Annotated in this window: 13 protein-coding genes; 3 read left to right on the top strand and 10 right to left on the bottom strand. The window is 58.2% G+C overall.

Annotated features, from left to right (window positions below; all coding sequences use genetic code 11):
• Positions 1-232: 232 nt before the first annotated feature.
• The 3 genes from AC13RC_RS25795 (at position 233) to AC13RC_RS25785 (ending at position 1,964) form a co-directional block, all read left to right on the top strand.
• Entirely contained in the window at positions 233-694 is a 462-nt protein-coding gene (locus tag AC13RC_RS25795) for a mobile mystery protein A (RefSeq protein ID WP_488558921.1), read from the top strand.
• Complete coding sequence (locus AC13RC_RS25790) at positions 691-1,287, top strand: mobile mystery protein B (protein WP_488558920.1); 597 nt, start codon at positions 691-693, stop codon at positions 1,285-1,287. Before AC13RC_RS25795 ends, AC13RC_RS25790 begins: the two co-directional genes overlap by 4 nt.
• Before the next feature lie 221 nt (positions 1,288-1,508).
• The gene (locus tag AC13RC_RS25785; RefSeq protein WP_488558919.1) at positions 1,509-1,964 is read left to right on the top strand and encodes a LysR substrate-binding domain-containing protein; all 456 of its coding nucleotides are present in this window, start codon (positions 1,509-1,511) and stop codon (positions 1,962-1,964) included.
• 489 nt (positions 1,965-2,453) lie between these two features.
• Here AC13RC_RS25785 and AC13RC_RS25780 read toward each other — a convergent pair whose 3' ends face one another.
• From AC13RC_RS25780 to AC13RC_RS25735, 10 genes are all read right to left on the bottom strand, one after another.
• Positions 2,454-3,500, bottom strand: a complete 1,047-nt coding sequence (locus AC13RC_RS25780; protein ID WP_488558918.1) for a 4-hydroxythreonine-4-phosphate dehydrogenase PdxA — start codon at positions 3,498-3,500, stop codon at positions 2,454-2,456.
• Complete coding sequence (locus AC13RC_RS25775) at positions 3,497-4,612, bottom strand: ABC transporter ATP-binding protein (RefSeq protein ID WP_488558917.1); 1,116 nt, start codon at positions 4,610-4,612, stop codon at positions 3,497-3,499. Before AC13RC_RS25775 ends, AC13RC_RS25780 begins: the two co-directional genes overlap by 4 nt.
• Positions 4,609-6,555, bottom strand: coding sequence for a glycoside hydrolase family 127 protein (locus AC13RC_RS25770; protein WP_488558916.1), 1,947 nt, complete (start codon positions 6,553-6,555; stop codon positions 4,609-4,611). Before AC13RC_RS25770 ends, AC13RC_RS25775 begins: the two co-directional genes overlap by 4 nt.
• A gap of 32 nt (positions 6,556-6,587) precedes the next feature.
• Positions 6,588-7,448: a carbohydrate ABC transporter permease gene (locus tag AC13RC_RS25765; RefSeq protein ID WP_488558915.1), complete on the bottom strand. Its 861-nt coding sequence runs from the start codon at positions 7,446-7,448 to the stop codon at positions 6,588-6,590.
• The gene (locus AC13RC_RS25760) at positions 7,448-8,374 is read right to left on the bottom strand and encodes a carbohydrate ABC transporter permease (RefSeq protein WP_488558914.1); all 927 of its coding nucleotides are present in this window, start codon (positions 8,372-8,374) and stop codon (positions 7,448-7,450) included. Before AC13RC_RS25760 ends, AC13RC_RS25765 begins: the two co-directional genes overlap by 1 nt.
• Before the next feature lie 109 nt (positions 8,375-8,483).
• Positions 8,484-9,719, bottom strand: a complete 1,236-nt coding sequence (locus AC13RC_RS25755; protein ID WP_488559000.1) for an ABC transporter substrate-binding protein — start codon at positions 9,717-9,719, stop codon at positions 8,484-8,486.
• Positions 9,720-9,794: 75 nt separating this feature from the next.
• Entirely contained in the window at positions 9,795-10,832 is a 1,038-nt protein-coding gene (locus AC13RC_RS25750) for a LacI family DNA-binding transcriptional regulator (protein WP_488558999.1), read from the bottom strand.
• Between the two features lie 302 nt (positions 10,833-11,134).
• On the bottom strand, positions 11,135-11,908 hold the full coding sequence (locus tag AC13RC_RS25745; RefSeq protein ID WP_488558913.1) for an amino acid ABC transporter ATP-binding protein: 774 nt from the start codon (positions 11,906-11,908) through the stop codon (positions 11,135-11,137).
• A gap of 81 nt (positions 11,909-11,989) precedes the next feature.
• Complete coding sequence (locus AC13RC_RS25740; protein WP_488558912.1) at positions 11,990-12,340, bottom strand: RidA family protein; 351 nt, start codon at positions 12,338-12,340, stop codon at positions 11,990-11,992.
• The gene (locus AC13RC_RS25735) at positions 12,340-13,512 is read right to left on the bottom strand and encodes an NAD(P)/FAD-dependent oxidoreductase (RefSeq protein WP_488558911.1); all 1,173 of its coding nucleotides are present in this window, start codon (positions 13,510-13,512) and stop codon (positions 12,340-12,342) included. Before AC13RC_RS25735 ends, AC13RC_RS25740 begins: the two co-directional genes overlap by 1 nt.
• Positions 13,513-13,654 lie beyond the last annotated feature (142 nt).

Below are 13,654 nucleotides of genomic sequence, written 5' to 3'. Positions count from 1 at the left end.
ATATTGGTCAGCAGAATAAAACATGATGCGCGCTGGAGCGAAAGTCGTGGAACGTACCACACCGGGCTTTCTCCAGATCATTCATCAGGCTATGGGCTGATAACATTAGACAGAAATCAGACTACAGACTGCTGTAACGAAGATCTGATACAGCCTACAGGCTGATGAAATGTGCTTGAGGATCAGCCTTTAAGCTGATAAAACAAGTCCAGTATCAATTTATGGGCTGCAAATGAAAAGTGAAACTCGCAAAAGAGCACGGGGACGGCTTGACGAAAGACTTCAGCCGCTCCACCCAGTTGATCGGTTTAGGGCGCCGCCGAAGGGATGGATTCGAGCGTTGCGCGATGCCCTCGGCATGACGGGTGCGCAGCTGGCCACGCGCATCGGAGTCCGGCCACAAACAGTTGAATCAATCGAAAAGTCGGAGGCAGCCGGGACAATCCAACTCAATACCCTGCGTCGCGCCGCCGAGGCACTGGATTGCACGCTCGTCTATGCCCTCGTTCCGAACAGCTCGCTTGAAGCCGTTATCGAGGCACGGGCACGCAAGATCGCCAAGCGCGAACTCCAGCGCGTCGCGCACACGATGCGTTTGGAAGCACAGGGCACGGACAATGCGGATTCCGAATCTCGCATCCAGGCATACATCCGCGACAGGCTCTCTGAGCGCGATCTCTGGAACGAGGTATGACAGATCTTTTCCAAGAACCCGAAGACGCGACGCCGCTTGAGCCGCAGGAACGGGAGGGTTTGCTTCAGACTTGGATCACTCACCGCCGCGACCTCAACGAAGCGGAAGAGGAAAACATTGTCGAGGGTGCGGCTTGGGCGCGTGGCCGGCGGCGCTTGCCACTCGAACGGATCCTCAGCGAAGACTTCATGCGGACACTACATAAGCGGATGTTCGGTGACGTCTGGCAATGGGCCGGCACGTTCCGGGCGACGGAGCGCAACATCGGCGTTCAGGCTTATCGTATTGGAATGGAGCTCGCGAGCTTATTGAGCGACATCCGTTACTGGATTGAACACAAGACCTTTCCACCGGATGAGATAGCAATCAGATTCCATCATCGTCTCGTCGCCATCCACCCGTTCCCGAATGGAAATGGACGGCAGGCACGTCTCGCAGCCGACCTACTGATCGAGCGGCTTGGCGGTGATCCTTTTACCTGGGGCGGCGGCAGTCTGGCCAATGTTGGCGAATTGCGTGAACGCTACGTCGCAGCACTACGCGCGGCGGACGATCATGACATCGCTCCGCTTCTGGAATTCGCACGCAGCTGACAGGGCTCATCGCATTTGTGACAAAGACGGTCGGTTGCCACATGGCGCCCAATTGGCGGCACTCCAGGTTTCTTGGCCCATTCTGGGTTCGCGACCTAGCAAGGATCGACAGGCGGATCCCAATGCTCTTGAAGGGATAGGAACTTCTGACCCGTCACTTGAAGGATTCATCGATGTCATCGGCGCAGGCTTTGACGCAGGCGTACGCCTTGGCGAAGGATATGATCGCAGTCCCCCTCGGCGGTCCGCAGAGGTTCTGCGTCGTGGGCTCTCCAGCCTATTTCGAGAAGCATGGCCGCCCCTCCCATCCAAAGGACCTTGTCGACCGGCCTTGTTTCGGGCAGATCTTCCCTCGCGGAAATCGTCTGGCTTGGCCATTCGAACGAAATGGCGATGAAATCGAGATCGCGCCGAACGGTCCAATCTTCACGACCGAACCCCATACCCAGCTCGAGGCGGCACGCAACGGGCTGGGACTTGCGCTCTTGTTCGTCGAGCACTGTGAGGACGATATAAGGTCCGGCAGGTTGCAGACGGTTCTGGAGGACTGGTGCCAGCCTTTCACGGGCCCCTATCTCTACTATCCCGAGCGGAGGCTGATGCCGTTCCCTCTTCGCGCCTTCGTAGATTTTGTCAAACGCGCCAGACGTAGCGCGCACAGTGCCTCTTCAGCGTAGACCCAGCGCTGAGCGGTGAAGGTCATGCCGCCCTGCGAAGGCTTGTGAATATCGTAGGAAGTGCAGAATCTTACACGCTTCACATCAGCTTCGGCAATCAGTTACCGCACGCATTGTGCACTGCTGACCGACGCAGCAGAGCGCCGGTCAAACGCGGCTGGAACATAGTCCGATCTCGGTAAGCCATTGAACAATACACAGATCCTTCTACTCGGCAGAGGGCCAGGTGATCAAACTTTGGCGACATTTATTTGTGAGGCATTCCCACGGGTTGAAGACTTTGGAATTGGCGTGAACTGCGCCTGCCCAGGTATGACGAACACTGTCAGGCTGAGGGTCGGTGGGGCCGAATTCGTAAAGGCAAATTTGGCGACCTCACCGATGGAGCAGGCCCGCCAACTGGAGGATTCGCTTCGGCGTATATATGCTTGGCGTCGGATTTCGCAGGCTCCTTCGTCGGCCAGAGCACTTCGCGTAATGGCGGAGATGTCATGTCGTAGATGATATGAGTTGAGAGCCTCGAGACGCGATCGCCATGCGCGCAGCAAGCAACAACGCCTCTTCACTGGCGCGCGGATTGGCAATGCCTTTTCCAACAATGTCATAGGCTGTGCCATGGGCAGGGGTGCAGACAGGAAAGGGCAAGCCGCCGAGCATGGTGACGCCGCGATCGAAACCCAACAGCTTCATCGCAATCTGTCCCTGATCGTGATACATGGTAAGCACCGCGTGGTAGCCGCCCTTGAGTGCGGTCAGGAAGACCGTGTCGGCCGGAAAGGGTCCGGCAACGTCGAAGCCGGCAGCCGCGGCCGCTTGAACGGCGGGACCGATGATCTCGATTTCCTCCATGCCGAAACTACCCCCGTCACCGGCATGCGGATTGAGACCCGCAACGAGCAGACGTGGGCTTTCGACGCCCGATCTCTTCAGGCATTCCGACGTCAAGGCGATTTCAGCCAGGATCGCCTTTGGCGACAGGCTTGCCGAGACATGTTTCAGTGGGATGTGCGACGTGACGCGAGCGTTCCAGACCTGATCGAGGACGTTGAATTCCTTGACCCGGGTTGTCAAATTGAGAATTTCGGCAATGAAGCTGCTCTCGTCGTCATAGCCGGGATGAGCAAGCCGCATCGCCTTCTTGTTAAAGGGTGTGTAGCAGACCGCATCCACCTTGCCGGCTTCTGCAAGCTTGAGAGCATGAACGAAGTTGTCGAGTGCAAAACGCCCACCCGATCGCGTCGCCACACCGACCAGCACATCGGCCGGGTCGAGATTTTGCAGATCAATTATGACGGGTTCCTCTGCGGGGCCAATGTCATCGGTCTCGACCGTATCGATGTCGAGGTCAAGTCCCGCTTGGCGCGCGCCGAGCGCAAGCACACGTTGGTCGCCGACAACCACCAGCCGCGTCGCCACGGCGACCGCCGGAGAGCGGATGAGCTTGGCGGTCAGTTCCGGACTTATGCCGGCGGGGTCGCCGATCGCAAGTGCAATCAGTGGCCGCTTTCCTGACGAGGGGAGAGCCGCGGCCGTCATTGTGTTGCAACCATTTCCCGCGTTGCGATACGCAGCCGGCTGCCGTCGGATGAGAACAACCTCACTCGCGCGGCGTCGAAGTTCAGCCAGACCTCCTCACCTGATGAAAGATCCGCGCCGCTGCGCTCCTCAATCGTCAGGCTCTCGCCAGTCGGCAGCATGGAGTATACGTAGCGGGTGCTGCCAAGATACTCCACGAAATCGACTTTTACCTTCAGGGAATTTTCCGATGTTCCGCCAAGTGTCAAATGCTCGGGACGGACGCCAAATTTGACGGTCTCACCCTCGGCAACACCAGCCAGAGGATGGCCGAGGGAAATCGCCGTGCCGGCCACAGTAACATGACCGTCACCGACGTAGACCGCATCGATGATGTTCATCCGGGGTGAACCGATAAAGCCCGCCACGAAGAGGTTGTTCGGATCCTCGTAGATCTCGTGCGGCGTTCCGACCTGTTCTATACGGCCCTCACGCAGAACCACGATTCGATCAGCAAGCGTCATGGCCTCCGTCTGGTCATGGGTCACATAGATCATCGTGTTTCCAAGCTCTCGGTGCAATCTTGCGATTTCGATACGCATGCTGACCCGCAGTTCGGCATCGAGGTTGCTGAGAGGCTCATCAAACAGGAAGGCGAGAGGCTTGCGCACGATGGCGCGACCGATTGCGACGCGCTGACGCTGGCCCCCGGAAAGCTGTCCCGGACGCCGCTCCAGGAGCGCGCCGATCTTCAGGATCTCGGCGGCCGACTGGACTTGTCGTTCGATTTCGTCGGCGGGCGTTTTCGCCATTTCGAGTCCGAAGGCGAGATTCTGGCGAACGCTCATGTGGGGATAGAGCGCATAGGATTGAAATACCATCGCAATACCGCGTTTGGATGGATCAAGCTCCGTCACGTCTCGTCCGGCGATTAATATATCGCCGGCGCTGACGTCCTCGAGCCCGGCGATCATCCGCAGCAAGGTGGATTTTCCACATCCGGACGGACCAACGAAGACGACGAATTCGCCGCCTTCGATGATCAGATCGAGACCATGGATCACATTCAGGGAACCGAATGTCTTGCGAACGCCGCGAAGCTCGATTGTCGCCTTTTCCGGTGCGCGCGTCATCTTTGAGTCCTCACCCAAACAAGCATTTCGCCGGGATCACGATTGTCCCAGAGGTGATAGGGAACGAAGCGCGCCGTCGTGTCCTCTAGCGATGGCGTTTCAGTGCTGTAAAGCTTGCCACCCCAGTCATTCCATCGCTCGCGTTTCGCTCCGATGTCGATTGCAAGGACCGCCGGACCCAGCGAATGAATGGGTGCCGTCCTTGCCTGCGCGACTTCCTCGACAAGCACCAGGTTGTTGAGATCCGCCTCATTATCGACTTCCTCGACGCAGTAGATCATCGGACCTCTGGCAAGCGCCGCCCGGCCCAGGTCTGCCTTGACTGCGGGATTGGCGCGCACAGCGCGCGTCTCCATCGGCAGATCGAGGTGAAGCGTCTCTCCGCCCTTCCACAACCGGTCGATCCGCAGATAGCCCCTGTCTTCGATCGAGCCGATATCAATCGCTTCCCCGTCAATCGACAATGACGCATTCCGGCACCACCCAGGTATCCGTAATGCCAGCTTGAAGGACGCCGGAGCATCGACATCAACCATAATGGCGATACGCCCGTCCCAGGGATATTCCGTGCGCTGCGTCAGTGTCACTGGAACCGCGCCGAGCTGCAGGCGGGCTGTGCTTTCCCCATAGAGATGAATGGCCACCTCATCGACAGAGACGCCGTACATATAGCTACCGATGGAAGCTACGGTTCTTGCAATATTCGGCGGGCAGCACGGGCAACGGTGCCAGATCCAGCGGTGATGGGTTCCGCGGCTTTCCAGAGGATTGTCGTAGAAGAACTTAGCTCCGTCGGTCGCAAGACCCGATAGCGCACCGTTGTAGAGGGCCTGTTCCATGATATCGGCGTACTGCCTATCCGGCCCGCGTCCGAGCATGCGGCTAGCCCACATGATCAGGCCGACAGACGCGCAGGTCTCCGCATAGGCGCTTTCATTCGGCAGATCGTAATAGTCAGTAAAGCCCTCATTGCTTTCGGCCGGTCCGATGCCGCCGGTAACGTACATCTGCTTGGTGGTCAGATCATCCCAGAGGATCTTCAGCGCATCGGTCAGGCTGTCATCCCCGAATTCGGTCGCAACGTCAGCCATGCCGGAATAGAGATACATGGCGCGGACAGCGTGTCCGGTAACCTTCGTCTGCTCTCGAACGGGCAGATGCGATTGATTGTACTCGTAGGTGCGGTGGCGGAATTGTTTCGGATCGGCGCCACGTTCGGCGGCTTCGATATCGAAATAATGTGGCTGCTGCCCGCGCTGTTCGACGAAGTAGCGGGCTAGTTCGAGGTATTTCTTCTCGCCAGTGGCACGGGCGAGCCGCACCAGCGCAAGCTCGATTTCCTCATGCCCGCAGTAGCCAGGCCTCTGTCCCGGCCGCGGACCGAACATCCGATCGATATGATCGGCGTAGCGGCACATCACGTCCAGCAGCCGGCGCTTGCCGGTCGCGTAGAAATAAGCGACCGCAGCCTCCATCAGATGGCCCGCGCAATAAAGTTCGTGACAATCGCGTAGATTGGTCCAGCGTTGGCCTGGCTGCATGCGAATGAACCACGAGTTCAGGTAGCCATCCGGCTGCTGCAATTTGTGGAACATGTCGATGATGGAATCCATCTTCTCTTCAAGTTCCGGATTGCGCTTGCGATAGAGGACATAAGCTGCCGCCTCGATCACCTTGGCGACGTCCGAGTCCCAGAACATCTGAACGTTGGCGGTGTCGGGCGAGCCGTCCGGACGGGTGTGGAACGGCAGCCGAGGTTCCGGAACCGGACGGTCGGGATCGATCTGGTCGAACATTCCGGCAGAGACGCAGCGTTCGTAGAGGATCATCACGGTCTTATCGGCAACCGACTCGATACGGTCACCCCAGAAGCCGCGTACATCAACTTCATGAACAGCAGGGGGCCGGAAGCCGCTCGTCTTCGGTGTATTCAAGATAGTCATATCGATCTACCCATTCGGTTCGTGGATTGGAATTACTTGACGGCACCCGCGGTCAGGCCGCGAATGTAGTAGCGCTGCAGAAGAAGAAAGATGACGAGGCAGGGCGCCATCATGAGCGTCACGCCGGATTGGACCGCCCCCCAGTCGATCGTCCCAAACTGACCGGAGCGGACGGCAGCCATGAGCACCGGAAGCGTATATTTGTTCTGGTCCGTGAGCAGGATCAGGGCTGCCAGGAATTCATTCCATGAGGCAAGGAAGGCAAAGATCGCCACCGTTGCGACACCCGGCAGAACCAATGGCAACATGATGCGATGGAGAACGGCGAATATCGATGCGCCGTCCACGCGCGCGGCGTCCTCGATCTCCTTTGGCACGGCATCGAAGGCGTTGCGCATCATGAAGATCGAAAACGGCATCTGCAGCGTCACGTAGACGAAGACGATGCCTGTCAACGTGTTCTGGAGCTTCAGTTTTGTCAGGATGAGGAAGAGCGGTGTCAGGATCGACTGGAACGGGATCATGACCGTCGAGATGATCAGGACGAACAGAACGTTCTTGAATGGAAACTGAAACCGCGAGAAGCCATAGCCCGCAAGCAGGCTGATCGCGACGGAGGCGGCGACCGTCGCCAGGGAGACGGTGAGACTGTTTCCTGCATAGGTCCAGATTCCCGCCCCATATTGCGCAAGGTTCTCGTAGTTCTGTACGCTGAACCCGTCGGTCGGCCACGGCGGAATTGGCGGCTGCCTTGCTTCAATCGAGGGCTTGAAGCTTACAAGTACGCTCCAGACAAGCGGTCCGACGAAGAGCAGTGCGGCGGCGATCCCGACAACATTGTAACGCGCGGTTTCGAGCAAACGCCGAGCGGCTGACAGGCGGCTGTGTGCCATCACATGCCCTCCGGGTTGCGCAGCAGTCTGAGCTGCAGGACGCTTATGAAAACGAGGATCGCGAGAAGAACCATGGAAAGCGCGGCACCGTAGCCGAGATGGAACGAGCCGAAGGACTGGCTGAAGATCCAATAGACCGCCGTCACCGTCTTGTTCCGTGGTCCGCCGTCGGCGATGATGTAGAACTGGTCGAACGCCAGCATCGAACCCGAGACCGAGAGAATGAGCGCAAGAGCAATCGTGCGCCGCATCAGCGGAAGGGTAATGCGGCGGAAGCGCTTCCAGGATGATGCGCCGTCCATGCGGGCCGCCTCCTGAATCTCGGTTGAGATACCCTGAAGGCCGGTCAGCAGGATGATCATGTTGAAGCCAGCTGTCTTCCAGACCACCATGATGATGATCGACCAAAACGTCGTGTCAAAGCTGGCCAGCAGATTGAAGCGGTTCGCCGTCAATCCGAGATATTGCGCGGCAGGAGAAAAAAGCCCCGAGTCGACGTCCAGCAGCCATGCCCATAAAAGGCTCGCTGACCCAAAGCCCACGACAACGGGCAGGAAAAATGCCGTACGGAAAAGCTTGGTGAGCCGGCGTGACTTCTCTGCAAAGAGAGCCATCGGAAAAGCGACCGCGAAGATCGCCACCGTCACCACGACGGTATAATACACCGTGAACCGCAACGACGACCAGAATTGAGCGTCGCTCGCCAGCCTCGCATAGTTGTCGAACCAGATGAAACGCGGTTTGCCGAGAAGCGGCCAGTTGTGCAGAGACATCCAGAACGCCATTCCGAGAGGAATGATAAAAAATACCAGCACAAGGACGAGAGCCGGGGCAACGAAGGCAAGGCCCGCCAGCTGCTTACGCCGCTGCCGTGTGTTGCGCCTTGGCGTTGGTTCGCAGTCGTGAATTTGCTTTTGATGGATCATTGCCTTTGGCCTTTTACCCGTTGCACGGCCCTCGGAAGGCCCGGACGGAAGGAGCCGTCCGGGCCTAGCTTCCGAGGTAGGGAGAAGGGAACCCCGGTTGCAGTTGCCGTCAGTTCGCGGAGTCGAGGATCGATTGCATCGCTTCTTGAGCCTTGGCGACGGATCCCTTCACGTCATCTCCGAAGAAGACCTCGTTCAACATCTGCTTCCAGGGGCCGGTGCTGCTGTTGATGATGTCGTTGTAGACGGGCGAGGAAGGCGTGCGCCCAGTCTTCATGGCCTCGGTCGCGACTTTGTAGCGCTCATCCAGTGATTTGATCGCCTCATCCGCCACGTCGGATCGCGTCGGCAGGCTGCCGCCCTTGGCGAGCAGGGTCTGTCCTTCAACGGAATAGACAAATTCCAGGAACTCCTTGGCCGCCTGCAGGTTATCGCGGCCGGCGGTAACCACAAAGTCGTCGCCCCCGGCGAAGGACGCCTTGCCGCCATCCTTGCCCGGAATGAAGGTGACACCGAATTCGACGCTCGGATAGTTTTTGACCAGATTGCCGATAGCGAAGGCGCCGATTGGCGACAGGCCGATCTTGTCGGTCGCAAAGCCACCGAAGAAGTTCTTGCCTGAATCTGTCTTGGCGCTCTCCGGTACGAAACCCTTCGCGATCATGTCGCGATAGAAGTTGATCGCGTCATGCATCTGCGGAGTGTCGATGGTGGCGCGCTTACCGTCATCAACGAGAATGTCGCCGCCGGACGCCCAGATCAAGGGCATGAAGGTAAAGGCGTTGCAGCCGCCGCAGGCACCGGAGAAGTAAAACCCTTTGATGTCCCCGCCGAGCGCGTTGACCTTGGCTGCATCGGCTTCAATTTCTGCCCAGGTGGTCGGTGCCTTTTCCGGATCGAGGCCTGCCTGCTTGAACAGTTTCTTGTTCCAAAGAAGAACCGAGGCGTCAGCCGACATTGGCAGGGCATAGATCCGGCCTTCGTAGGTACCGGTTCCGACGTGAGCCTTTGACAGTTTATCGAAATACGGGAGACTCTTGGCAAGGTCGGTCAAATCCTCAAGCGCTCCTGACTTGGCGAAGGCGGAAGCGTAGACGAGATCGAGCGAGACAAAATCAGGCGCAGAGCCGCCTGCGGCAGCAGTGGCGTATTTCTGAACCATTTCCGTATTAGGAACGATCTGAAGTTCGATCTGCGTTTCGTGCGATTCATTGAAGGCCTTGATCAAGGTCGGCATAAAAGCCTCGCTCGCACTACGTGCCCACATCGTAAGTTTTTGTTGCGCGAGCGCCGTAGATGACAACGCGGCGAGGGTGGTCGCAGCAACAGCCATAACTCTCAGCATTTTCATGATCGGGTCTCCTCCCCTGTGATCGTTGTTACAGTTTTGAGCCAAGCCTCCAGCTCGTTTGCGAAGTCGTCATGAGCCGCGGACCACGAGCGTGCATGGCAACTTCCACAGTCCCTTTTCAACCTGATCGCCATTCACGAGGCGCACGAGCACCTGACCGGCCTGCCGTCCAAGTTCCTTGAGATTCATGTCGATGGTGGTGAGCGGCGGCCGGGTTTGCTCGGCGACGATCTCCCAATTGTCGAAGCCGACGATGGACACATCCACCGGCACCCTGACCTGACGCTCCCTAAGCGCATCGACCACGCCTCGCGCAATTTGATCGTTACCACAGAAAATGCCGTCCGGACGTCCACCGGCGTCCCACAGCTGCTCGATGGCCTGATGACCCCAAAGCTCGGACCAACTCCCATGTTTCACCTCCGGCACCGGAAGTCCCGCGGACTTCAGCGTCTCGGTAAATGCCGCGGCGCGTTCCTGCACAACCCTGAAGCTTGCAGGGCCGGTGATATGAGCAATCCGCTTGCGGCCCGTCGCGATGAGACGTACGACCGCCTCCCGCGCGCCCTGCCAGTCGTCTGGCACCAGCGTGACGGCATCATCGGGTCCCGCGGTTAGCGCGTAGACGATGGGAACCGGAAGATTGGAAAGGTCCACCGGCAGTTGCTTGTCGACGCGTTTGCCGGTTGCGATGATACCGTCGACCCGTTTGTCCAACATGGCATCGAGATGTACCTTGGCAAGTTCGGGATTGTCTTCCATGGTGCACAAGAAGACCGAGACGCCATGATCAATCAGACCTTCCGAAATTCCGGCCATGACCGGCAGCGTGAAGCGTCCATAGGTATCGTTCGTAAGCAGTCCGACGGTGAAAGATCGCTTGCTCGTCAAACTGCGCGCGAGTGAATTGGGACGGAAGCCGAGCTCTTGAGCAATCTCCCTGATCCGGATGCGTGTTTCGGCCGAGATGCGGCCGGTATCGTTCAACGCCTTCGATGCCGTTGCTATGCTCACGCCCGCTGCGGTCGCGACGTCGTATATAGTGATCCGCTCAGATAACTCGCCGGGCAAGGTTTCCTCCCTTGAGAAAGCGCTTTCCCACGACATATAGTCCATTTTTCGGTCAGGGAAAAGGCTTTCCCTAAAATATTTTTGTCGCGCGCTCATTTGCCGCTCGGCAGCAGACGCTCTTAAAGTTTGCTGAAAGAAAGAAATCGAGTAATGAAAGTTACGCACCGCCGGCCGATGGTCTAGCGAAGCACGGCGGGATGTCGTGGGGCGCCTTAGACAAGCTGATCAAGCCGTCGTGCACACACGCGAGTCGAACAATGGAGGAAATTATCCAGATTCTGGGCTAGCTGACGCAGAAGACGAGGCCGATCATTTGCTTCGGTAACCTCATAAGCCAGTCAGTCCAAGATCTGGCTGAGGAACAGCTTGGTGCGCTCATGCTGCGGATTGTCGAAGAATTCCTTCGGCGAATTCTGTTCGACGATCTGGCCCTGGTCCATGAAGATGACGCGATTGGCGACCTGACGGGCAAAGCCCATTTCGTGGGTCACGCACAGCATGGTCATGCCTTCTTCGGCAAGGCCGACCATGGTGTCGAGCACTTCCTTGATCATTTCCGGATCGAGCGCAGAGGTCGGCTCGTCGAACAGCATGATCTTCGGGTTCATGCAGAGCGAGCGGGCGATCGCCACGCGCTGTTGCTGACCACCGGAAAGCTGGCCGGGATATTTCTTCGCTTGTTCAGGGATCTTGACGCGCTTGAGGAAGTGCATGGCGATCTCCTCCGCCTGCTTCTTCGGCATCTTGCGCACCCAGATCGGTGCCAGCGTGCAGTTTTCCAGAATGGTCAGGTGCCGGAAAAGGTTGAAGTGCTGGAACACCATGCCGACTTCGCGGCGCACTTCGTCGATCTTCTTCAGATCGTTGATCAGCTCGACGCCGTCGACGATGATCTGGCCTTTCTGATGCTCTTCCAGGCGGTTGATGCAGCGGATCATCGTCGATTTGCCGGAGCCAGAAGGGCCGGCGATGACGATGCGCTCGCCGCGCATGACCTTCAGGTTGATATCGCGCAGCACGTGGAAGTCGCCATACCACTTGTTCATGCTTACGACTTCGACGGCCACCTTAGTGTCCGAGACATAGAACCGCTTCTTATGCGCTTCAGCCATTGTCTGGCCCCTTTTTTGACGAAAGGCGGAGCTGGGTACAGCCCTCTCCGCCTTGGTTCCAACTGACCGAAAGCGATTCGTTTAAGGCAGAGCAACCGTGAACTGGATCTCGACCCGGATGTCAGGCAGGCCAAGAACGGCTTGAACGGTCGCGCGTGCCGGCGGCTCGTCCTTGTCGATCCATGCCGTCCAGGCACTGTTCATCGCATCGAAATCTTCGATGTCGCGCAGCCAGATCGTGGCACTGAGAATCAGTGCCCGGTTCGATCCAATCTTTTCGAGAAAGGCATCGGCCTTCGCGAGAATCTGCTCGGTCTGACCGATCGTATCCTGGCTCTTGTCATCCGCAGTCAGGCCCGAGAAGTAGGCAACCTTCTCGTGAACAACCACCCGGCTCAGGCGCTCTGTCTTTGCAATACGTGTGATGGTCATTATCGTCCGTTCATCCCATTCTTGGCCGCCAGAAACCGGTCAGGGCGGAAGTCGTGAAGGCTCTCATGTGCATGCCCGCGCACAACTTCCTGTGCGACAGCCTTGCCGAGATGCGGCGCGATCGACACGCCGCTATGGGTTACAGCGACATAGTAGCCCTCGACGCCCGGGATCCAGCCGCTGCATGTAAGGTTGTCGCTGGGAATCGGGCGAATAACCGTCCGAATGGATTCCATGTCGTTCGCCTGAACCGGCGGCAGGACCTTGCGCACCGCATCAAGCAAGTGCTTGGCTTCCCGACCTGCAGTATCCAGAGGCTGCATCTCAGTCACGAGCGCGTCGGCCGAGATTTTATGGATCATCAGCCGCCCAGCGCCATCCGGACGCACGTCGAGATCGTCCATGTGGAATTGGCGGCGAAGTGTGGTTGCCAGCGGGAATGTGAAGCCGATGATGCCCATGGTCGACGCCATCGGGATCGCAGGGACGCCGTCCAGCACGTGAGCAGCCCAGCTGCCCGTGCAGTTGATGATCGTATCGGCTTCATAGACCGCCCCATCGACGGTCTTGACCGCTTTAGCGACACCGTTGCGGACATCGACGGACTTGACGCCCTGATATGGACGGATATCAGCGTTCCACTTTTCCTTGGCCGCCCGTAGAAGCCAGGCCGCATAAAGCGCAGGCTGTATCCAGCCCTCTTCCGGATAATAGACGATAGGTGAGTCGCCGATTGCGGACAGGTCGATTTCCGGTTCGAGTTCTGCGACGCGCCCCTTGCTGATCCACTCGACGCCATAGCCCCAATCGCGAACCTCGTTGGCATTTTGCAGCTGTGCTGGCCAGTCGGCTTCATTTGCATACCATTCGATGCTGCCGGTCTGATGGAACCATGGTGCATGACCAAATTCGCGGGCGAGATCCAGATGCGCCCGCATGCCTGCAACATTGAGTGCGTAATAGGAGTGTGGGCGCTTGCCTGTCGCGTTTGTCCAGGCAAAGCTGGTGGTCGATGCCCCGCCAGCTATTCTGCCGGCCTCAAGGACGGTTACCTGAGCTCCGGCCTTGGCCGCCTCGTAGGCCACGGAACTCCCTACGATCCCGGCCCCTATCACTACGACGCGCATGTTCTTCTCCTGTTGACATCGGTTCGACCGGTTGACGCCTTCCAAACGGAAGTCGGCAGCTGCGGCGATGCCTCACTGTATGGGTGACGGAGGTTCCAGGGGTCAAACAACCGGAGGGGGCCGGTTTATAAGCAATAGTTATGAAGGTGACGCCCGCTTCCTGTCTCTGGCGCCGTCATGAGAAATA

It is taken from the genome of Martinezella sp. CNPSo 3890 (assembly GCF_057784455.1).
The sequence above is the reverse complement of the archived record's forward strand: the minus strand, read 5'-3'. Positions and strand labels throughout refer to the sequence as shown.

Excerpts from the sequence above, each read along its gene's own strand:
- AC13RC_RS25795 (WP_488558921.1), top strand. The coding sequence starts at position 233 with ATGAAAAGTGAAACTCGCAAAAGAGCACGGGGACGGCTTGACGAAAGA.
- AC13RC_RS25790 (WP_488558920.1), top strand. The coding sequence starts at position 691 with ATGACAGATCTTTTCCAAGAACCCGAAGACGCGACGCCGCTTGAGCCG.
- AC13RC_RS25785 (WP_488558919.1), top strand. The coding sequence starts at position 1,509 with ATGATCGCAGTCCCCCTCGGCGGTCCGCAGAGGTTCTGCGTCGTGGGC.
- AC13RC_RS25780 (WP_488558918.1), bottom strand. The coding sequence starts at position 3,500 with ATGACGGCCGCGGCTCTCCCCTCGTCAGGAAAGCGGCCACTGATTGCA.
- AC13RC_RS25775 (WP_488558917.1), bottom strand. The coding sequence starts at position 4,612 with ATGACGCGCGCACCGGAAAAGGCGACAATCGAGCTTCGCGGCGTTCGC.
- AC13RC_RS25770 (WP_488558916.1), bottom strand. The coding sequence starts at position 6,555 with ATGACTATCTTGAATACACCGAAGACGAGCGGCTTCCGGCCCCCTGCT.
- AC13RC_RS25765 (WP_488558915.1), bottom strand. The coding sequence starts at position 7,448 with ATGGCACACAGCCGCCTGTCAGCCGCTCGGCGTTTGCTCGAAACCGCG.
- AC13RC_RS25760 (WP_488558914.1), bottom strand. The coding sequence starts at position 8,374 with ATGATCCATCAAAAGCAAATTCACGACTGCGAACCAACGCCAAGGCGC.
- AC13RC_RS25755 (WP_488559000.1), bottom strand. The coding sequence starts at position 9,719 with ATGCTGAGAGTTATGGCTGTTGCTGCGACCACCCTCGCCGCGTTGTCA.
- AC13RC_RS25750 (WP_488558999.1), bottom strand. The coding sequence starts at position 10,832 with ATGTCGTGGGAAAGCGCTTTCTCAAGGGAGGAAACCTTGCCCGGCGAG.
- AC13RC_RS25745 (WP_488558913.1), bottom strand. The coding sequence starts at position 11,908 with ATGGCTGAAGCGCATAAGAAGCGGTTCTATGTCTCGGACACTAAGGTG.
- AC13RC_RS25740 (WP_488558912.1), bottom strand. The coding sequence starts at position 12,340 with ATGACCATCACACGTATTGCAAAGACAGAGCGCCTGAGCCGGGTGGTT.